Origin of the sequence: Pseudomonas sp. URMO17WK12:I6, assembly GCF_003253625.1 — a bacterium.
Taxonomy (GTDB): domain Bacteria; phylum Pseudomonadota; class Gammaproteobacteria; order Pseudomonadales; family Pseudomonadaceae; genus Aquipseudomonas.
Genome location: NZ_QKYZ01000002.1, coordinates 294,771 through 314,522 on the forward strand (window position 1 = coordinate 294,771; position 19,752 = coordinate 314,522).

The 19,752-nt window shown below is 59.7% G+C and carries 15 protein-coding genes; 1 reads left to right on the forward strand and 14 read right to left on the reverse strand.

Going from position 1 to position 19,752, the window contains the following annotated elements:
• Positions 1–137: 137 nt before the first annotated feature.
• The 14 genes from F475_RS05060 to F475_RS05125 form a co-directional block, all read right to left on the reverse strand.
• Positions 138–1,760 (reverse strand): glycosyltransferase family 39 protein, encoded by a 1,623-nt coding sequence (locus tag F475_RS05060; protein ID WP_111453310.1) that lies wholly within the window; start codon positions 1,758–1,760, stop codon positions 138–140.
• Positions 1,733–3,112, reverse strand: a complete 1,380-nt coding sequence (locus F475_RS05065) for a UDP-glucose/GDP-mannose dehydrogenase family protein (protein WP_018925828.1) — start codon at positions 3,110–3,112, stop codon at positions 1,733–1,735. The genes F475_RS05060 and F475_RS05065 overlap by 28 nt, the downstream gene beginning before the upstream one ends.
• Positions 3,109–3,522, reverse strand: a complete 414-nt coding sequence (gene arnF / locus F475_RS05070) for a 4-amino-4-deoxy-L-arabinose-phosphoundecaprenol flippase subunit ArnF (protein WP_019578860.1) — start codon at positions 3,520–3,522, stop codon at positions 3,109–3,111. The genes F475_RS05065 and arnF overlap by 4 nt, the downstream gene beginning before the upstream one ends.
• Positions 3,519–3,863 carry a 4-amino-4-deoxy-L-arabinose-phosphoundecaprenol flippase subunit ArnE gene (arnE, locus tag F475_RS05075; protein ID WP_018925830.1) on the reverse strand — a complete coding sequence of 115 codons (345 nt, stop codon included), beginning with the start codon at positions 3,861–3,863 and terminating at the stop codon, positions 3,519–3,521. Before arnE ends, arnF begins: the two co-directional genes overlap by 4 nt.
• Positions 3,860–5,515, reverse strand: a complete 1,656-nt coding sequence (gene arnT, locus F475_RS05080; protein ID WP_018925831.1) for a lipid IV(A) 4-amino-4-deoxy-L-arabinosyltransferase — start codon at positions 5,513–5,515, stop codon at positions 3,860–3,862. The genes arnE and arnT overlap by 4 nt, the downstream gene beginning before the upstream one ends.
• Positions 5,512–6,396, reverse strand: a complete 885-nt coding sequence (gene arnD / locus F475_RS05085) for a 4-deoxy-4-formamido-L-arabinose-phosphoundecaprenol deformylase (RefSeq protein ID WP_111453311.1) — start codon at positions 6,394–6,396, stop codon at positions 5,512–5,514. The genes arnT and arnD overlap by 4 nt, the downstream gene beginning before the upstream one ends.
• On the reverse strand, positions 6,396–8,390 hold the full coding sequence (arnA, locus tag F475_RS05090; RefSeq protein ID WP_018925833.1) for a bifunctional UDP-4-amino-4-deoxy-L-arabinose formyltransferase/UDP-glucuronic acid oxidase ArnA: 1,995 nt from the start codon (positions 8,388–8,390) through the stop codon (positions 6,396–6,398). Before arnA ends, arnD begins: the two co-directional genes overlap by 1 nt.
• On the reverse strand, positions 8,387–9,406 hold the full coding sequence (gene arnC, locus F475_RS05095) for an undecaprenyl-phosphate 4-deoxy-4-formamido-L-arabinose transferase (protein WP_018925834.1): 1,020 nt from the start codon (positions 9,404–9,406) through the stop codon (positions 8,387–8,389). Before arnC ends, arnA begins: the two co-directional genes overlap by 4 nt.
• Positions 9,403–10,551 (reverse strand): UDP-4-amino-4-deoxy-L-arabinose aminotransferase, encoded by a 1,149-nt coding sequence (arnB, locus tag F475_RS05100; RefSeq protein WP_018925835.1) that lies wholly within the window; start codon positions 10,549–10,551, stop codon positions 9,403–9,405. The genes arnC and arnB overlap by 4 nt, the downstream gene beginning before the upstream one ends.
• A 415-nt stretch (positions 10,552–10,966) precedes the next feature.
• Positions 10,967–12,037, reverse strand: a complete 1,071-nt coding sequence (locus F475_RS05105; protein WP_018925836.1) for an ABC transporter ATP-binding protein — start codon at positions 12,035–12,037, stop codon at positions 10,967–10,969.
• On the reverse strand, positions 12,034–13,632 hold the full coding sequence (locus tag F475_RS05110) for an iron ABC transporter permease (protein WP_111453405.1): 1,599 nt from the start codon (positions 13,630–13,632) through the stop codon (positions 12,034–12,036). Before F475_RS05110 ends, F475_RS05105 begins: the two co-directional genes overlap by 4 nt.
• Positions 13,633–13,635: 3 nt before the next feature.
• Entirely contained in the window at positions 13,636–14,652 is a 1,017-nt protein-coding gene (locus F475_RS05115; RefSeq protein ID WP_111453312.1) for an iron ABC transporter substrate-binding protein, read from the reverse strand.
• Between the two features lie 265 nt (positions 14,653–14,917).
• Positions 14,918–16,333 carry a HAMP domain-containing sensor histidine kinase gene (locus F475_RS05120; protein ID WP_111453313.1) on the reverse strand — a complete coding sequence of 472 codons (1,416 nt, stop codon included), beginning with the start codon at positions 16,331–16,333 and terminating at the stop codon, positions 14,918–14,920.
• Positions 16,323–16,988: a response regulator transcription factor gene (locus F475_RS05125; RefSeq protein ID WP_018925840.1), complete on the reverse strand. Its 666-nt coding sequence runs from the start codon at positions 16,986–16,988 to the stop codon at positions 16,323–16,325. The genes F475_RS05120 and F475_RS05125 overlap by 11 nt, the downstream gene beginning before the upstream one ends.
• Positions 16,989–17,176: 188 nt before the next feature.
• Here F475_RS05125 and secF point away from each other — a divergent pair, with 188 nt between their 5' ends.
• On the forward strand, positions 17,177–19,750 hold the full coding sequence (gene secF / locus F475_RS05130; protein WP_111453314.1) for a protein translocase subunit SecF: 2,574 nt from the start codon (positions 17,177–17,179) through the stop codon (positions 19,748–19,750).
• Positions 19,751–19,752: the final 2 nt, after the last annotated feature.

Genomic DNA, 19,752 nt, shown 5'->3' on the forward strand with positions numbered 1-19,752 from the left:
AACGTAGGCGTTCAAGTGTGGTTAACAGTAACTAAAGGACAATACATGGATACGCAGGAGCTACTGCAGGCTGCGATCTTTGATCTTGCTCTTCAGCAATATCGAAACCATCAAAAGATCGCAGCCTACGGCAGTTCCTACAAGGGCGGCGTGTGCAGCAATACGAAATCGTTCTTATCGAAACGTCCGCTCAATACCGGTGGCTGGGCACCCAGCGGAGTGCCTTGCAGGGCGTTGTAGTCGTTTCGGTCCATCATCAGCCAGGCCGGCCCCGAGAGGGCTTCCAGTTCCTGTGTCGATTCGGTGAACACCGGTTGAAAGTCCTGCTCGATATTGACCATGAACTTGATCGCCTTGGCGTCTTTGCCCATGCCGTGCAGCACCAACGGCGCCGGCGCTTTTTGAATCTCTGCGAACGCGGCTCGACTGAAGGCTTGCGTGTCGTAAAGCTGACGTTCGACCGGTTCATACACCAGGATATAAACCGACCACAGCGCCAGGACTGCGCAACAGGCCAGTACCTCGGCTCGCCAGTGAGCGCGGAACCAAGCCGCCAGTGTGATGACTTGCAGAGCCGCAAGCACGATCAATACCGGCACAAAGGCAGGAGGTTGTGCTGGCAGACGCCGCTGAATGATCAGCAATGCGACAATCAACACCCCCGGTATCACCAGCCACAGCCCTTGCATCAAACCCCGCAACCAACCGAATACCCGACCTTGCGCCACCTGAAACGGGTACGCCGCAATGATCGCCGCCATGGGCAGCATCGGCAGCAGGTAACGGGCCTTTTTCGCCTGGGGAATCGATAAGCCAATCATCACGATCAACCCGGCCGCCGTGCAGTATTGCAACAAGCGTAATGCCGGACCTGCCTGCCGTGGATTCGTCAGCCAGACCGCGGCCAATACCAGCAGTGCCAATGGATAAGCGAGCGCATAGTTGCCAAACGAAGCGGTGAAGTAATACAGCGAGCCACTGACGCCTTCACTGCCGTCCATGCGCCCCATGAACTGCATGCGCACCACGTCATGCATGAAGGCCGTTCCACCACTGGCTTCGGCCAGCCACAGCAGCGCGCCGACGCACACCACCAACAACACCGCCGCCAACAGGCCAAAACCGAACAACCGTGACCATTGGCGATTGAGCAGGTAGTAGCTGCACAACATACCGGTGGGGATAACCAGCCCGATCGGCCCGCGAATCCCGAAGCCCAACAGCAGCAGCACAAAAATCAGCGGCCACCGACGGGGCATCGCGAAATGATCGGCGGCGTACCCAAGGTAGAACACCGAAAAGGCCACGGCCGCCAGCATCAGGTCCTGGGACACGGCACGGGTTTCAGTGACAAATGTACTGGTGAGCAACATCAACGCGATGCTCAGCAGCGCCCAGCGTGTGGAGCAGGGCGCGACCAACCGGTACATCAACGTGACGATCACCGCAGCGCCGATGGCAGTCGGCAACCACGCGGTGAGGCTATTGACCTGACCGAACGGCAGGGACAACAGCCAGACAAACACCGTAGACAGCGCCGAGTAATCGGCATAGGGCTGGCCATAGGTGGTCGGGAAAAACGACGGCCCGTGGCGCAGCATCTCCTGGGCGAACAGCACGAACCGCGAATCGAAACCGATTGCTGTTTGCTGATAGACCCCCGCGATGAACAGCATGAACGTCAGCAGCCCGAACCCTAAGGACTGCCGACGAATGCTGGGCGATACCGTACTCACGCAACGCCTGAGGCCGATGGCCATTGCTGAAGGGGAATTGGCAATTTGCGGGATTCACCACGGCCCATCGGGAAATACAGGAAGCCGCTGCGGGCCAGGCGCTCTGCGTCGTACAGGTTACGTCCGTCGAAAATCACCGGTGCATTCAGGCGTTGCTGGATCAGGTCGAAGTCTGGCGCCTTGAACTGCTGCCATTCGGTGCAGATGATCAAAGCGTCGGCACCCGAAAGGACTGATTCCGGCGTGCCCATGAGCATCAGCTTCGGTTCGTCAGGATAAAGGTGTTGGGTTTCCTGCATGGCTTCCGGGTCGAACGCCCGTACATTGGCCCCCGCAGCCCACAGCGATTCCAGTAGCACCCGGCTCGGCGCATCGCGCATGTCGTCGGTGTTGGGCTTGAAGGCCAGGCCCCAAACGGCGAAGGTCTTGTCGCGCAAATCACCCTTGTAGAACGCGTTGATGCGTTCGAACAATTTGTGTTTCTGCCGCTCGTTGATGGCTTCCACCGCTTGCAGCAGGTCGCTGTTGCAGTGGGCTTCTTCGGCACTGTGGATCAGAGCGCGCATGTCCTTGGGGAAACACGAGCCGCCGTAACCGCAGCCGGGGTAGATGAAGTGGTAACCAATACGCGAGTCGGCACCGATGCCCAGCCGTACCGATTCGATGTCGGCACCCAGGTGTTCGGCCAGTTCGGCGATCTGGTTGATGAAGCTGATTTTGGTCGCCAGCATGCAGTTGGCGGCGTATTTGGTCAGCTCGGCGCTGCGCAGGTCCATGAACATGACGCGGTCATGGTTGCGGTTGAACGGTGCATAGAGGTCGCGCATCACGTCGCGCACTTCATCGCCTTCACAGCCGATGATGATGCGGTCCGGGCGCCGGCAATCGGCCACGGCCGAACCTTCTTTCAAAAACTCCGGGTTGGAAACGATATCGAACTGCAGCTGACGGCCGGCCTTGAGCAGGTACTGGTCGATATGGGCGCGTAGCGTATCGCCGGTGCCCACCGGCACCGTGGATTTCTCCACCAGGATCACCGGCTGTTCACGATGACGCGCGACCGCTTCACCCACGGACAACACGTATTGCAGATCCGCCGAACCATCCTCCCGGGACGGTGTGCCGACGGCGATGAACAGCACCTGGCCATGTTGCACCGCGAACTTTTCGTCCGAGGTGAAGTGCAGCCGCTTGGCATCCAGGCTTTCACGCACCAGGCTGGCCAGCCCCGGCTCGAAGATGCTGACGTGGCCTTGTTGCAGCAACGCAACTTTTTTCTCGTCAATGTCCATGCACACTACGTCATGGCCGACTTCAGCCAGGACGGCGGCTTGCACCAGACCAACGTAACCGCTACCAAATACACTGATTTTCATGATGCACTCCTAAGTTCGGGCGCGCGAGCAGGTCGAGAATTAATAGTAATGACCCCCAGGATGACCAGCGCCACTCCCAGGGTTTTTGAAAGACTGAAGGATTCGTTGAACAGCGGCAGGCTGGCGGCCAGCACATACACCAGCGCGTAGCTGATGCTCAGCAGCGAATAGGCCCGACCCAGCGGCACATCCCGCAGGGCGGCGAGCCAGGTGAGCATCGACACGGCATAGGCGAGGATGGCGGCCAGCACGACAATCACAGCGGGCATATCGACACTGCCGCTGCTCAAGGCCGCTAGCCACTGTTCGGGATGTGGCAAGCGAGTCATGCTCCAGCGCATGCCCAACTGCGCGGCGGTGCCCAGCACTACGCTGCCCATGGCAAAGGCGATTCCGCGACGCAGGCTCATGCGTGTTGCCCCAGCAACGCCACGCCACCAATCACCAGGGCCACGCCCAACCAGTGACGGCGGTCGATGACTTCGTGAAAGACGAAACGGGCGACCAGTGTGATCAGCACGAAATTCAGGCTGAGCATGGGATAGGCGATACCGACTTCGAGGCGCTGCAACACCAGCAGCCAGACCAGCAAGCCCAGCCCCAGAGAGGCGAGCGCCAGCCACAGCCAGGGCGAACGCAGTTTCTCGCCCCAGCCCGAGGTCTTGCCACGCCAGCTTTCCACGGCGTACTTCTGGGCGATCTGGCCAAGGCAAGTCAGCAGGCAGGCGGTCAGGAGCAGCAACAGGCTCATGACGCATCCCGAGGGAAGATCAGGATCACCAGGTTGCCTTGTTCATAACGTTTGCCATCCTTGGGCAGCAGTTCGATTTCTTGCAGTTCGTCATCCCCTTTGACCCGCATCACCACGCCGACCGAACCACTCTGACGCGCTTCGCGCATCCACTGTTGCACGTGCTCGAGATCGACCCGTTGCTGTATTGCATCTGGATCAGGATAGTCGAGGCCGTATTTCAATTCGCCTATCGTGTTGTACAACGCCACCTCCGGGCGTTTCAAGCGCCAGGCCAGGGCCGAGGCAGCGCCCAGGTCGTTGCTCAACAACTTGTCGGTCTGCGCCAGCTCCGGGGCGTGCTGGAGGATGAACTGGTCGGGCATCTTGTTAGCCACCACCGAATCCGGCATGCCGGCCGGCAGCACGCCGATCAGCAGCAAACTGCCAAAAGCCGGTGCCGCCCAGCATTGCAAGGGACGGAAGGCCTGCAGCAGGTTGGCCATGATCCAGCCGATCAACCCGATGAACACCAATACCAGGTTGTGCAGTTCGTGGGTGTACAGCGGTTTTTTCAGTTGCAGATAAACCAGCGCAATCAGGACGATCAGGCCCAGCGTCATGTTCAGCAGGCCATTGATCCCCAGCACCCGGCCTTGTTCCAGCTTCAGTCGGTCCGCCAGGGCATGGCCCAGCAACAACGCCAGAGGTAGCAGGCAGGGCATGATGTAGGTCGGCAGCTTGCCGTTGCTCAGGCTGAAAAACAGCAAGGGCATCAGCAACCACAGCAGCAGGAAAGCGATGTTGGCCTGACGCCGGGTCTGCCAGGCCTGTTTCAGCGCCGATGGCAGCAACGCCGCCCATGGCAGGCTGAACGCCACCAGCAGCGGCAGGTAGAACCACCATGGCGCATCGTGTTGGGCGTCATCCCCGGCGAAGCGGCGAATGTGTTCGTGCCAGAAGAAGAACCGCCAGTAATCGGGTTCCTGCGCGTGCACCGCCAAGGCCCACGGCAGGCTCACCGCGATGGCGACGATAATCGCCACCGGGCCGTAAGTCAGCAGTTCCCGCCAGCGTTTCTGCCAGAGCACCCAGGGCAGGGCGATCAACACCGGCAACGCCCAGGCGAGGAAGCCTTTGGTCATGAAACCCATGCCACAGGCAAGCCCCAGTACAGTCCAGCCGAGCAGACGCTGGCCACGGCTGGTGCTGTCCAGCGCAAACCACAAAGCCACCAGGCTCAGGTTTACCCAGAAGGTGAATTGCGGATCGAGGTTGGCGTAGCCGGCTTGTCCGGCGATGATCGCAAAACTCATGTACAGCAGCGCGCAGGCAAAACTCTTGCGCGGCTCGTTCCACAGCCGGTGAGCGATCAGGTAGCACAGCAACACGCTCAGCCCGGTGCTCAGCACCGAGGCAATACGTACGCCAAACAGATTGTCGCCAAACAGCGCCTGGCCGATAGCGATCATCCAGTAGCCCGCGATGGGCTTTTCGAAGTAACGCAGGCTCATGAAGTGCGGCGACACCCAGTTACCGCTCAGGAGCATGTCCTGGCTGATCTGGGCGTAACGGGTTTCGTCGGGAATCCATAGGCCGTGGGTGCCCAGTGGCAACAAGTACGCCAGCAGCAGAACGACCAGTAATAACGGCAATGCCCAGGGTTTGCTCATGCGCCTTGAACCCCTAGCCAACCTTCGCGACCCTCAAGGGTGCCGCGTACAACCCGGCCCTTCGGCAAGATGGCGGGGGCGTCGGGAAGCAAATTGCCCAAGGGCTGGAAATGAATATCACGTTGGCGAGCATCGGCCAATAATTGGCGAAAATCGTTGGCCATCAGAATCCCTTCTACTTCGGCATGGACAGTGTAGACATTGAGTTTTTGCGGGGAGAACCGCTCAAGAATGAAGGTGTTGAAGTCTTTGGCCGCAACGGTCGGGCCAACCACTTCGTCGAAGGTCGGCAGGTCCACCGGAATCTGCGGTGCGCCCAGACTACCATTGGTCAGGATTGGCTGGAACATATGCTGGCCTCGACAATCGCTGTTGTAGCGAAAGCCGAAACCTTGCTTGGCTTCGATCACACGCTCGTCCGCCCGCCAACCGGCGGATGCCGAGCATTCGACTTTTTGACCGAGGATGTCACTGAGGCTGTCGACGCCACGACGAATCTGCTCGATCAGTTGCGCCTGGCTCCAGCGTCCGGCATTGGCCTGCCAGCCGTGGTGATCCCAGGCGTGCAGGCCGACTTCATGCCCAGCCGCCTGGGCTTGACGCATCAGGTGCCCGAGGTCGCGACCGATCGGTTTGCCCGGCCACGCAGTGCCTGCCAACAAAATATCCCAGCCATACAGGCCGGCAGCGTTGGAACGAAGCATCTTCCAGAGAAATTGCGGACGGATAAGGCGCCACAAGTGGCGCCCCATGTTGTCTGGCCCGACGCTGAAGAAAAACGTCGCCTTGACCTGTGCTTCATCGAGTATTTCGAGTAACCGCGGCACCCCTTCACGGGTGCCTCGGTAGGTGTCGACATCGATTCGAAGGCCTGCCTGCATCAACGTTTTTTGTCCGCGATTTCGAGCATGGCCTCGCGCAGGAAGAAGTCCAGCGTGTTGCCGATGGTTTCCTTCATCTCCACGGTGGGTGCCCAGTCAAGCAGACGCTTGGCGTTGGCGATGCTCGGTTTGCGGTGAGACACGTCCTGATAGCCAGTGCCGTAGAAAGCCTTGCTTTCGATATCGCGGAAACCGGCGAATGGCGGGAAGTTGTCGCGCAACGGGTGAGCTTCGAACTGGCGCAGCAGTTCTTCGCCCAGCTGACGAATGCTGGCTTCGTTGTCCGGGTTGCCGATGTTGATGATCTGGCCGTTGCAGACATCGTTGTCGTTGTCGATGATCCGCGCCAGGGCTTCGACGCCATCGGCGATGTCGGTGAAGCAGCGTTTTTGTTCGCCGCCGTCGAACAGGCGAATTGGCGTGCCTTCCACCAGGTTCAGGATCAACTGGGTGATGGCCCGGGAGCTGCCGATACGCGCCGAGTCCAGACGGTCCAGGCGTGGGCCCATCCAGTTGAAAGGGCGGAACAGGGTGAAGTTCAGGCCTTTCTGGCCGTAAGCCCAGATCACTCGGTCAAGCAGCTGCTTGGAGATCGAGTAGATCCAGCGTTGCTTGTTGATCGGCCCAACCACCAGGTTGGAGCTGTCTTCGTCGAAGTTGGCGTCCTGGCACATGCCATAGACTTCGGAGGTCGACGGGAAGATTACGCGCTTGTTGTATTTGACGCAGTAGCGAACCAGTTTCAGGTTCTCTTCGAAGTCCAGTTCGAATACACGCAGCGGATTGCGGGTGTATTCGATCGGCGTGGCGATCGCCACCAGCGGCAGGACCACGTCGCATTTCTTGATGTGGTACTCGATCCACTCCGAGTGGATGCTGATATCGCCTTCGACGAAGTGGAAGTTCGGATGGCTGCGCAGGCGCTCGATGGCGTCCGAGCCGATGTCCAGGCCGTACACTTCATAGCGGTCGTCACGCAGCAGGCGCTCGGACAGGTGATTGCCGATGAAGCCGTTGACGCCAAGGATCAGCACGCGGGTGCGACGCGGTGCACGGCCCGATTCGGCGCCACGCAGCACAGAACCGTCGACCAGCCCCAGCTCATTGGCCAGTTGTGGACCGCTGAGGTACAGACCGTTGTCGTTGCGTTGGCCGGCGTTGACCACCAGCGAGTCTTCGCCGCAGGCGATGCGCAGCGGATCGACGCTGATAACCCGGCCCGGTGCCTGGCCTTCGTTGCCCTTGACGACATCCGCGCTCCAGACAATCAACTTGTGCTCGCCCACGGCACAGAACGCGCCCGGGTAAGGTTGGGTCACGGCGCGGACCAGATTGAACAGTTCTTCGGCAGGTTTACTCCAGACCAGTTTGCCGTCCGCCGGGGTGCGACGGCCAAACACTGTGGCTTTGGATTCGTCCTGTGGGGTTTCGCTGATTTTGCCCTGAAGCAAGGCAGGCAAGGTGTCGCGCAGCAGATCGCTGGCGGCTTGGCGCAATTTGGCGTGCAGGGTCAGCGCGGTGTCGGCGCGCTCGATCGCTACCCGCTCCTGGGCAATGATGGCGCCGGCATCGGCACGTTTGACCATGCGGTGCAGGGTCACGCCGGTCTCGGTTTCACCGTTGACCAGTACCCAGTTGGCCGGTGCGCGGCCACGGTAGCGAGGCAGCAACGAACCGTGCAGGTTGAAGGCGCCTTTGCTGGCCGTGGCCAACAGTGGTTCGCTCAGCAGGTTGCGGTAGTAGAACGAAAACAGGTACTCGGGGTTGAGTTTGCTGATGCGCTCGATCCACAGCGGGTGGTTGGCGTCTTCCGGGGCGTGCACCGGGATGCCTTTACGGGCGCACAGTTGCGCAACCGAGCCATAGAACGCATTTTCCTTCGGGTCATCGGGATGGGTGAACACGGCTGCAATCTCGAAACCGCTGGCAAGCAGGGATTCGATGCCGGCACAGCCAATATCGTGATAAGCGAAGACAACAGCTTTTGCACTCATGAGAGAACCTGATCTGAAGAAGTGGAAGTGAGACCGTCAACGGTGACAACGGGGGCAGGAGCAGAAGGGGTGCTACGTAAAACTTTTTCGATAAAGAACCGTGGACGTGCCCGGACGTCGCTGTACATGCGACCCAGGTACTCGCCCAGCAGGCCCATGCCAATGAATTGCCCGCCGGTGAAAACGAACAGTACGGCGAACAGGACGAACGTACCGCCGCCCGCCCAACCGGCGCCGAAAGCCATGCGCAGCACAATCAACGCGATGGCGAACAGCACGCCTAGGCCGGCCATGCCGAAGCCGACGATGCTCAGCAATCGCAGGGGCGTGGTCGTCATGCAGGTGATCAGATCGAACATCAGGTTGATCAGGCGCATCGGGCTGTATTTGGATTCGCCGTGTTCACGCTCGGCGTGGGTCACCAGAATTTCCGTGGTGTGCCGGGCGAAGCTGTTGGCCAGGATCGGGATGAACGTGCTGCGTTCGCGGCAGGCGAGCATGGCGTCGACGATGGTGCGGCGGTAGGCGCGCAGCATGCAGCCGTAGTCGCTCATGGCAACACCGGTGGAGCGTTGCACGGCAAGGTTGATCAGCTTCGACGGCCAGCGACGCAAGGCCGAGTCCTGACGGTTGTTGCGCACCGTGGCGACTACGTCATAGCCCAGTTCGGCCTGAGCCACCAGCCGCGGGATTTCTTCAGGCGGGTTCTGCAGGTCGGCGTCGAGGGTGATCACCACGTCGCCCTTGCATTGTTCGAACCCTGCCATGATCGCCGCGTGCTGGCCGTAGTTGCGGTTGAGAATGACCGCCACCACCGGGCTGCCGTCGAGACTGGCCGCCTCCTCGAGGATTTGCGCCGAGTTGTCGCGGCTGCCGTCGTCGACCAACACAATTTCGTAGTCATGGTGCAGTTGCTGGCACGCCGCTTCGGTGCGCCGGAGCAACTCGGGCAGACTGTCCTCCTCGTTATAGACCGGGATGACGATTGATACGCAACGGATCGGATAAGGTTTCACAGGCTTCTGTCCAGTGTTTTTTCAATGGCGCCGACGACACGATCGACATCATCGGTAGTCATGTCGGGGAACAACGGGATCGAACACAGCCGCGCCGAGTTCCATTCGGTGTTGGGCAGGTAGATGTTGGGGAAACGCTGCCGGTAGTAAGTGTGCAGGTGGGTGGCGATGAAGTGAATACCTGTGCCGATGTTCTGTTCCTGCAACGCCTTCATGAACGCCTCGCGATCCAGCCCGCAACGTTCGGCGTCGATGCGCAGGATGAACAGATGCCAGGCGTGCTGTTGCGCATGGGCCGGAATGGCCAGCGGTTGCACCGGCAGGCCTTCAAGGCGTTGCAGGTAGGTCTGGGCCAGCTCTGTGCGCTTGGCGTTGATCGCGTCCAGGCGTTCCAGCTGAACCAGGGCGATGGCGGCATTGATGTCGGCCAGGTTGTACTTGAAGCCGGGTTCGATCACCTGGGCCTGGGGTTTGCGGCCGTGGGTGAGGCGGTCGTAGGCGTCGACGCCCAGGCCATGGAACTTGAGCATGCGTACCCGATTGGCCAGGGCTTCATCGTCGCTGACGAACATCGCGCCCTCGGCGCAGGTCATGTTCTTGATCGCGTGGAACGAGAAGATCGCCGTGCCTTGGGCGCCGACGTGCCGACCTTTATAGAAAGTGCCCGCCGCGTGAGCCGCGTCTTCGATGACGGTGATGCCATGTTTGTCGGCCAGAGCGTAGAGCGGATCGAGGTCGAATGCCGCGCCGGCGTAATGCACCGGAATGATTGCCTTGGTGCGAGGCGTGATCGCCGCTTCGATGCTCTCCAGGTCGCTCATCAACGTGTCGCGGTCAACGTCGACGAAAACCGGCGTCGCACCGAGCAGGCAGATCATGTTGGCGGTGGACACCCAGGTCTGGGACGGAGTGATGACTTCGTCGCCGGGACCGATACCCAAGGCCAATAAAGTAATGTGCATGCCACCGGTGGCCGAGGACAATGCGACGGCATGCCGACAGCCAACATAGTTGGCGAAGTGTTCTTCCAGTTGCTGGTTTTTCGGCCCGGTAGTGATCCAGCCAGAGCGCAGTACTTGCTCTACCGCAGCAATTTCTTCATCGCCGATACTCGGGCGAGAGAAGGGGAGAAACGCCTGACTCATGGGCACCTCGGAACTGAAAAAAAATTAGACTATCAGGCTTGAACGTTGGATCCAACATTAGCGTAGACGCTAAAACAAAAGCGGCATCAAGCAGTTGCCAGTAATTTGTGACAAATTACATCGGTTGACTTTGCTTGTCATGCCCGACGGGTTGGACGCTATCAAGACGCCATCTGTGATCCGTTGAGGGTAAGCGCGATTTTGTGAAAGGAACATGAAAAACCGGTAGGTGATTCGTTTTATTTCAAGCCCATACAGGCACTGTTCAGGCTTCTACCGGCTCATCGCATTTTTTGTAGGGAAAGGCGTACAGAAGTGTCTGCCTTGATGGACTTGCGCTGCATTGCTTAGTTGTTTTTTTGAATTGTTATATTCGGGGGCGATTTCGTTTCTCGCCCGTTACCGATTCAAAAGCTTAAGGTTCGCTCAGTACATGAGCATGGCCGATGGTCGACACATGAACCTCGCTCCCAGCGGGTGGCGCATGCATGCCGGAACTGCGCACCAGCAATGAACGCCCCGGACGGTCATCAGCGTTCAACGTCTGCAATTCCACGGTCAATGTGCAGGTATTACCGCCGAAGTCGCATTCGGTGACCACGCCGCGACAGCCGTCCTGTTGCTCCAGGCCGTGGGGCGCGCTGATCAGCTGAAGTTGCTCGGGGCGCAGCATGATTTGCGCTGATCGGTTGTTTCTGTGGTTGTTGACCGGTATGCGACCCAGATCGCAATGAGCCCAACCCGCTTCGATTCTGGCCGGCATGACCACGGCATCCCCGAGAAACAGGGCGGTTTGTTCATCGGCGGGATAGCGGTAAAGGTCCAGCGGATGTCCGGATTGCACTAGCCGGCCCTGACGCATCACCGCCAACTGATCGGCGAATGACAACGCTTCACTTTGATCGTGAGTCACCAGAATGGTCGTGACACCGGCGTCAGCCAGAAGCCTTGCGACCAATTTGCGCATGGCGGCGCGCAAACCGGTATCGAGTGCCGAAAACGGCTCGTCCAGCAACATCAGCCGTGGTTGTTGCGCCAGGGCCCGGGCCAGCGCGACACGCTGTTGCTGGCCGCCGGAGAGTTCATGCGGCCAACGATTGGCCATACTCGAGTCCAGTGCCACGCTGTCCATCAACTCGGCGACACGTTCCTGTTTGGCAACGCCCTTGGCCGCCAGCCCGAAACCGATGTTGGCGGCTACGGTCATGTGCGGGAACAGCGCACCATCCTGCGGAACATAGCCGATCAAGCGTTGATGCGCGGGGACCTCGCGGGTGCCGTCGACCAGCATTTGACCATTGAGCGCAAGGCTGCCCGAGTCCGGGAACTCGAAACCGGCGATCATTCGCAGCAAGGTGGTCTTGCCCGAACCGGACGGGCCGACGATCACCGTACGGCTTCCCGTCGGCACCGACAGGCTGATGTTCTCCAGGGCTCGGTGAGAACCGTAGGACTTGCAGATCGAGTGGAGTTCAAGAGCGTTCATCGGCCAGCCGTGCGTTTGGATTGATGGTAAAGAAGTCCGGTTAACGGAAGCGACAGCAGAATCATGAGCAAGGCATAGGGCGCCGCGGCGGCATAGTCGATTTCACTGGTCATTGCCCAGAAACCGGTAGCCAGGGTGCGCGTGCCATTGGGGGCGAGCAGCAGGGTGGCGGTCAACTCATTGCTGACCGCCAGAAACACCAGCGCAGCGCCGGCGGCAGCACCGGGTGCGGCCAGGCGCAGAGTGATCAGCCACAACGCCCGACCAGGCGAACGGCCGAGGCTGCGCGCCATGTTCTCCAGTTCCACCGGCGCCTGGGCGATGCCTGCGCGCAAACTCACCAGGGCGCGGGGCAAAAACATCAGTAAATACGCCAGCAGCACCGTGATGGTGGTCTGGTAAATCGGCCGGGCAAAATGAATCGTCAGCGTTACCAGCGCCAGCGCAACGACAATCCCCGGCAACGCGCTGGTAATGTAGTTGCAGCTTTCCAGCACACGTTGCAACGGGCCCGGTGAGCGAATCGACAGCCAGGCGATCGGGATGGCCGCGCATGTGGTAATGAGCGCGCCGGCGGCCCCGAGCATCAGCGTCTGCTCCAGCGCCGGCAGCAGTTCGCTCAGGTTCCAGACTTGCGCGCCACCGTCGATCAGCCACTTGCCAAGGGTGATCAACGGCACACCGAGTGCCAGCACACAGGTCATGCCTTGCAGCGTCAGCGCGAGCAGGGTGGTGCGCAACTTCAAGCGCACAATCCTTTGTTCGCGCGCGCTTCCCGACCCGACCCGGGCGTAGCGCGCCGTGCCGCGAGCAGCCGACTCGGCCGTCAGCATGGCCAGGCAGCAGAGCGCGAGGACGCCGGCCAGCATATTGGCGGCAGGCCCGTTGAAGGTGGACTTGAACTGATCGAAGATGGCCGTGGTGAAGGTGTCGAAGCGAATCATCGCGTACAGACCGTACTCGGCCAGCAGGTGCAGCCCCACCAGCAAGGCACCGCCGCAGATGGCCAGGCGCAACTGCGGCAGCACCACGCGAAAGAACACTGCCCAGGGCTTGAGCCCCAACGACTCGGAGACATCTTCGATAGCCGGATCGAGCCGGCGCAAAGTCGCTGCTATCGGCAGGTAAAGAAACGGGAAATAGGCGATGACCGACACCAGAACGCCGGCAAACAGGCCATGAATCGGTGGCACCAGACTGACCCACGCATAGCTGTGCACGAATGCCGGCACCGCCAGCGGCGCCGTCGCCAACAGCGACCACCAGCGCCGCCCCGGCAAGTTGGTGCGTTCCGTCAACCAGGCCAGCGCCAGACCCAGTGCGATGCACAAGGGAATGGTGAGCACTACCAGCAGCACGGTGTTGATCAGCAACTCGCCGACGCGTGGGCGCCATACCAGCGTCACCAGCGTCGCCCAGCCAGTCTGCACCGATACGCCGATCACGAAAGCAATCGGCAGCAACGCCAGCAACGACATCAGCACCGACAGGCTAATCACCCAGGCGCCGCCGCGGCCCGAGAAGACGCCGCGAGAGCGTGCGCGCAAGTTTACAGAGGACGCCGCAGCGACCTCTGCCGGTAGCGTTTCAGGCAACAATTAGAGCAACCCGGCCTGGGTCATCAGCTCAACCGCCTTTTTGCTGTCGAGTTTCGAGACGTCGACAGTCGGAGCGTCGAGTTGCTGCAGCGGCACCAGTTTCGGATTGGACTCTGCATTCTTGCCCACGGCGTATTCAAACGAGTTGCCGTTCTTGAGGATCGCCTGGCCGTCTTTGCCGGTAATCCATTTCAGGAATGCCTGAGCCTGTTCCTTGTGTTGACTGGAGGCCAGGACGCCACCGCCGGACAGGCTGACAAAGGTACCTGGATCCTTGTGTTTGAAGTAGCTCAGCGAGGTGTTCTTGCTGTTCTCGCCGGTCTTGGACTGATCGACGAAGCTGTAATAGTGATAGATCACGCCGCTGTCGATCTGACCGGCATTGACCGCCTTGAGCACGGCGCTGTTGCCCCGGTAGGCGGTGAAGTTGGTTTTCATGGCTTTCAGCCAGTCGAGGGTGGCGGCTTCACCCTTGAGTTCCAGTACCGCTGCGACGATGGCCTGGAAGTCGGCACCGGCTGGCGAAGCGGCCCAGCGGCCTTTCCAGTTCGGTGCTGCGAGGTCCATCAGCGATTTTGGCAAGTCTGCTTCAGCCAGCTTGCTCGGGTTGTAGACGAACACCGTGGAGCGTGCGGCAATCCCTACCCATTTGCCATGCGCCGGACGATAGGCCGCGCCCACTTGTTCCAGCGTGCTCGGCGCAACCGGTGCAAACAGCCCCGCGTTGTCGACCAGCACCATCGCCGGGGAGTTTTCGGTCAGGAACACGTCGGCCGGGGAGGCTGCACCTTCCTGCACGAGCTGATTGCCCATCTCGGTGTCGTCGCCATTGCGCACGGTCACTTTGATGCCGGTTTCCTTGGTGAAGCCTTCGACCCAGGATTTGGTCAGGCTTTCGTGTTGAGCGTTGTAGACCACGATACCCTCCGTCTGCGCAGCGGCATACACGTGACCGGCGCTGAGGAAAGCAGTGGTCAGCAATGCGTTTTTAAGGAACGAGGGGATACGGGAAATCATTCTGTCGACGGCTCCTGTTTTTTTAGTCAACACGCGCAGATTCATTATTGGAACAATGCGAATCATTTGCATGTTTGAGTCGCCGCGAATGTAGAGCGCCAAATGAGAAAAAAACGTCAAAAAAATCGTAAATAGATGTCATTTCACTGTCGACGGAAAACTTGAGCCGACACGGTGGTGGGCAACTTTCAAACGATATCTTCGATCGGAGTGTGGCTTTGAGCCCCTTGGCTGAACTTTGGCCTGGTCTGAGGTGACGCCGGGTTCAAGGCTTATAACGCATCATGGCAATGGTCACGCGTGTTCCTGTCTGCGGCGTACTTTGAACCGTCAGATGTCCACCCAGTCTTTCGACAATCCGCTTGCAGTGGGCAAAGCCAAGCCCGAACGACGATGATTGCGACCGTGCGGCGTCGGCACGGAAAAACACTTGCCCCAATTGCCGGACTTCTTGCGCGGACATGCCTGCACCGTTATCGGTGATCAGGATGGTCAAACCGCTGCCCGGATGTTCGTCCAGCGTGACGTCGACGGCGCCGCCGGCCGGGGTGTACTTGATGGCGTTGTCCAGCAGGTTGCCAAACACCACTTCCCACTGTTCCGGTCCTCCGGCGACTTGGGCCTGATAATCCTCCAGCAGATGCAGGGAGAGACTGAGACCTTTGAGTTCGGCAGCCTTGCGCCAACGCTCGACGGCATTGAGCGCATTGTCATTCAACCCGCTTGCCTGCCCGGCAATCTCGGCGGTGCCCTCCAGTTGCGCAAGGTCCAACAGGCCGAGAGACAGGCGCTTGAGCACCTGCATTTCGGCCAGCACGTCACGACAGGTCTGGGCGTAATCTTCGGCGTGCCGTGGCCGCGCCAGAATGACCTCCAGCGCAGAGGTCACGGCAGCAATCGGCGTCTTCAGTTCATGGGAGGCGTTGGCGATAAACAGCCGTTGATGTTCCAGCACCTCCTGAACCGCCGCTTCCATTTGCGCGTAGCTGTCGAACAGCAGTTTTTCTTCCGCCGAGTGCGCCTCGAACACCACCCGGCGGGTGAATTCCGGCGGCTTCAAGGTGCGCAGTTGTCGAGCGAAATGGCGAAGGTTGCGGGTGGAGAGCGACACCACGATAAAACTGCCAAGCGTCGTCAACAGCAATATCCCTATCGCGGCCAGCGCCACCACCCGTTTGAAGGCGTTGACCGCATTGAGCACCGGTTGCGCGTTGGTGGCCACCAGCAGCCTGGCTTTCAGCGGGCCTTCGGGGCTGGCGCGCTCAAGGTCGCCCATCTGTGCGATCCATTTCTCGTGACCGACATCGAACAGGAAAGTCTCTTCGTCGCCCGCGCGAACCTGACTCATGGCCTCGCGAAGCGCTTTGCGCATTGACGGCGTTGGTCCCCAGGATTCTTGCAGCATCTCACCCGATATCGATGACAAGTCAAAAAACAGGTCGTGATCGTGATCCAGTTCCGAGGCGAATTCACCCTGGCGCTGATAGACCAACTGCGCGTTTTCGACGCTGATCAGCGACTCGATGACGTCCGACTGGGTATCGAGATGGTGCCGCAGTTCATCGAGCCGGGTGGTTTGCACCCAATGACTCAGCCACACATAGCCGACGAACAACACACACGCCTGAACCACGAACAACGTGAGCGCGATTTTGATGTTCAGTGCCAGGTTACGCCACACGAAGGATCAACCCTTTGCCGCGAACGGTTTCAATCTCGACGTCGGCCCCAGCCAACTTGCGTCGCAGGCGATTGAGCAGCACGTCCAGGCTGTTGCTGTCCGGCTCGCTGTCGAAAGGGTAGAGCAACCCCAGCAATACCGTGCGGGTCTGCAACTGATTCGCCTTGCCGGCCAGCGCCACCAGTAGATTGTATTCCATGCCCGTGAGATCCAGCGGACGGCCGCCGATGCTGACCCGCAAGGTGTCGAGTTCGATGTTCAGATTACCCAGTGTCAGCGATTTCGAGCCACGGGCGATCGAGCGCCGATAGAGGGCATTGAGCCGCGACACCAACTCGATCATTTCGAAAGGTTTGCTCAGATAATCGTCGGCGCCGCGATCCAGGCCCTGCACCCGATCCACTACTTCGCTTCTGGCCGTGACCATGATCACCGGCACGTCGTTGCCCTTGCCGCGCACCACGCTGAGTACTTCCAGACCCGATATCTGCGGCAGCATCCAGTCCAGCACCAACACGTCGTATTCACTGGCATCGGCATAGTACAAGGCCTCTTTGCCGTCCCTGGCCAGATCCACCACCCAGCCTTCTTCCTCAAGCCCGCGCTTGATGCTGTTACCCAGCAGGGCATTGTCTTCGGCCACCAGAACCTTCATCGCTCGCTTCCTGATCAGGCATTGCAGGCGTGCATTCATTGCATGTCCGGCACGCACTGGCAAGCCGTCGCACAGCCATGTGACTTCGTTAACAAGCGGTTCATTTTCGCTTCTTTAGACTGCCCGCCAGTGGTGAGCGAGCCCTTCGGCTTCGATTCGCTTTTCAGTCCCTTTTCTGGATTTCTTCCATGAGCCTTTCCAGTCGACGCCTGTCGTTCATCCTCCTGACGGGGCTGCTGGCCTGTCTGGTGGCTGCGACATTTTCCAGCCTGGCCACTCATGTGCGCTTCGGGCTGGAGTTTCGCGGTGGTTACGAGATTTATTACGTTGTGAACCCGGCACCGGGCAAAACCCGGCTCGCCAAGGATGACTTGTTGCAGACGGTCGCGATCCTGAGTAAACGCGCCGACAGCATTGGTATTACCGAACCGGACATCCGGGTCGAGGGCGCCAACCATATTCGGGTGAAACTGGCAGGCCTGACGTCCGCCGAAGAATCACGCTCGCTGCTCGGAAGTTCGCAGGGGTTGCCCACGCAGCTGACCGAGAAATACACCCAGACCGTCGGCAGCGTACTCGGCAAAACCGCGCTGGCGGAAACCGTTCAGGCAGGTTTGATCGGCATCGCCTGTATTTTCCTGTTGCTGGTGGGGCTGTACCGCACTGCCGGTTTGATCGCCGCGTTTTGTACGCTGGTCTACCTGTGGCTATTGCTGATTGTATTCACCGCCTCGGGTGCCACCTTGTCGCTGTCGGCGGTGGTCGCGTTTGTGCTGGGCATTGGCATGGCGGCGGATGCGAGCATCATTTGCCTGGAACGTATTCGCGAGGAAATCGACCTTGGCCGGTCTCTGCGCGAAGCCGTGGATAACGGTTTCAAAGGCTCGCTGCCGACGATACGTGATGCAAACCTGGTGACCGCGCTGGCGATGATTGCCTTGTTCGCGGCCGGCATCGGGCCGATTCAAGGATTTGCGCTGACCATGCTGGTGAGCATCGTGATCAGTGTCGCCACTAACTTCTTGCTGATTCGCCAGCTGATGCTGTGGCTGGTCGATACCCAGTGGGTCAGCCAGCGTTGGTTGATCGGAAAGAGCAAGCCGCGCGCCACCAAGGCTCGCCGTTTCAACTTCTTGGGCCTGGGTAAAACGGCGATTGTGGTCTCGTTGCTGACCATCGTTTCCGGCTCGCTGTATTACCGCGCTCACGGCCTGAACCTGGACATTGATTTTACCGCTGGCACTGCGCTGGACATCGACGTCGACCGTGCGATCACTCAGGAAACCGCCACGCAAATCATGACCGGGGCGGGCACCATCCCGGCCACCGTGGCCGTGGGCGGTGCACAGAATCAGCACATCGCCGTACGCTTCGATGAAGTGCTCAAGCCCGCTGATCTGAAGCAGATCATTACTGCGTTCAAGGGTAAGTATCAGACCGTAGAGTACGAGGAAAACACCGCAGACCCGGGCGTTGCACGGGATTTTGCCACTCGGGCCATTTATGCGGTGATTGCGGCATTCGCCAGCATCGCAATCTATATCGGCCTGCGTTTCTCCTGGGCCATCGCCTTGGCAACCTTGCTGCCGATCGTTCAGGACATCCTCATCGTTTCGGCGATCTTCTCGCTGTTCAAGTTCGAGATCGACGTCACTTACATCGCTGCATTGCTGACGATCATCGGCTATTCACTGAACGACAAGATCGTGATCTTCGGACGCATTGTCGAAAACGTGAAAAAGTCCCCGCCGGTGGATGCGCTGACCTTGTGGAGCCTGATCAACCTGAGCATCAGCCAGACCCTGAGGCGTTCGCTGTACACCGTGCTGACAGTGGTGATGGCGTCGACCTGCCTGTATCTGTTTGCCTGCGAACCGTTGCAGATGTTCTCGCTGGCTCTGGTGCTGGGTCTGATATCCGGCGCGGTGTCGTCGATTTTCATGTCCAGCGCTATCTGGCTGACGCTTTCCCGGCGAAGCTTTCGGGTGGCGAAGGTTGGTTCAACATTGAAACTCAGCCCCAAGCGTGTCCCGCATCTGGCGTCCACGCCGTTCCTGGGGGCACTGCTGTTCGTCTGCACGGTCGGCGTCGGTGGGTGGTTCTGGGTGCCGGCTCAGGCAACGGCCGGTAAAACGACGGTGAGCGCCTCGACGGTGACCGGTTCCCTTGGCGATTTGTCGAGTTTCCGGACGATTACCGTAGACACTGCCCGTTTAGTGGACGCCGGCGACCTGAAAGCAGCCAAGGCTCGCATCACCGATCTGGAAACAGCGTGGGATCAAGCCGAAGAAACCTTGCAGCCGAAGTCGCCGGCTGACTGGACTTCGGTCGATAAATCGATTGATCGTGCACTGTCCCAACTGCGCTCCGGCAACCCGGATCCGCAAGCCTGTGCCGAAGCCTTGAAGACCCTGCTGGCCAAGTTTGATAGCAAGCAGATCAGTGCCGCCATCCCCGTAGCAGCCACTCCCGCCGGGTCGATGGGCGATCTGTCCTACCTGATGGCCATCATTACCGACACCAAAAAGCTACTGGGCAGTGGCGACATGAAAGGTGCAAGGGCCAGGATCACTGACCTGGAAAGTGCCTGGGACCAAAACGAGGAACAACTGCGACCGATTGATCCTGAAGGCTGGACCTCCATCGACAAGTCCCTGGACCGGGCGTTGAAGCAAGTCAGAACCGGGTCGCCGGATCTGACTGCGTGTACTGAGGCGCTGGAAACCCTGGCGACGAAGATCGACAGCAAGCGCCTGCACTGACA

What these genes read in the sequence shown, in the direction of transcription:
- arnA (WP_018925833.1), bottom strand. Translation starts at nt 8,390, where the DNA reads ATGAGTGCAAAAGCTGTTGTCTTCGCTTATCACGATATTGGCTGTGCC.
- arnF (WP_019578860.1), bottom strand. Translation starts at nt 3,522, where the DNA reads ATGAGCCTGCGTCGCGGAATCGCCTTTGCCATGGGCAGCGTAGTGCTG.
- secF (WP_111453314.1), top strand. Translation starts at nt 17,177, where the DNA reads ATGAGCCTTTCCAGTCGACGCCTGTCGTTCATCCTCCTGACGGGGCTG.
- arnD (WP_111453311.1), bottom strand. Translation starts at nt 6,396, where the DNA reads ATGCAGGCAGGCCTTCGAATCGATGTCGACACCTACCGAGGCACCCGT.
- F475_RS05115 (WP_111453312.1), bottom strand. Translation starts at nt 14,652, where the DNA reads ATGATTTCCCGTATCCCCTCGTTCCTTAAAAACGCATTGCTGACCACT.
- arnT (WP_018925831.1), bottom strand. Translation starts at nt 5,515, where the DNA reads ATGAGCAAACCCTGGGCATTGCCGTTATTACTGGTCGTTCTGCTGCTG.
- F475_RS05060 (WP_111453310.1), bottom strand. Translation starts at nt 1,760, where the DNA reads ATGGCCATCGGCCTCAGGCGTTGCGTGAGTACGGTATCGCCCAGCATT.
- arnE (WP_018925830.1), bottom strand. Translation starts at nt 3,863, where the DNA reads ATGAGCCTGTTGCTGCTCCTGACCGCCTGCCTGCTGACTTGCCTTGGC.
- F475_RS05105 (WP_018925836.1), bottom strand. Translation starts at nt 12,037, where the DNA reads ATGAACGCTCTTGAACTCCACTCGATCTGCAAGTCCTACGGTTCTCAC.
- arnB (WP_018925835.1), bottom strand. Translation starts at nt 10,551, where the DNA reads ATGAGTCAGGCGTTTCTCCCCTTCTCTCGCCCGAGTATCGGCGATGAA.
- F475_RS05125 (WP_018925840.1), bottom strand. Translation starts at nt 16,988, where the DNA reads ATGAAGGTTCTGGTGGCCGAAGACAATGCCCTGCTGGGTAACAGCATC.
- F475_RS05065 (WP_018925828.1), bottom strand. Translation starts at nt 3,112, where the DNA reads ATGAAAATCAGTGTATTTGGTAGCGGTTACGTTGGTCTGGTGCAAGCC.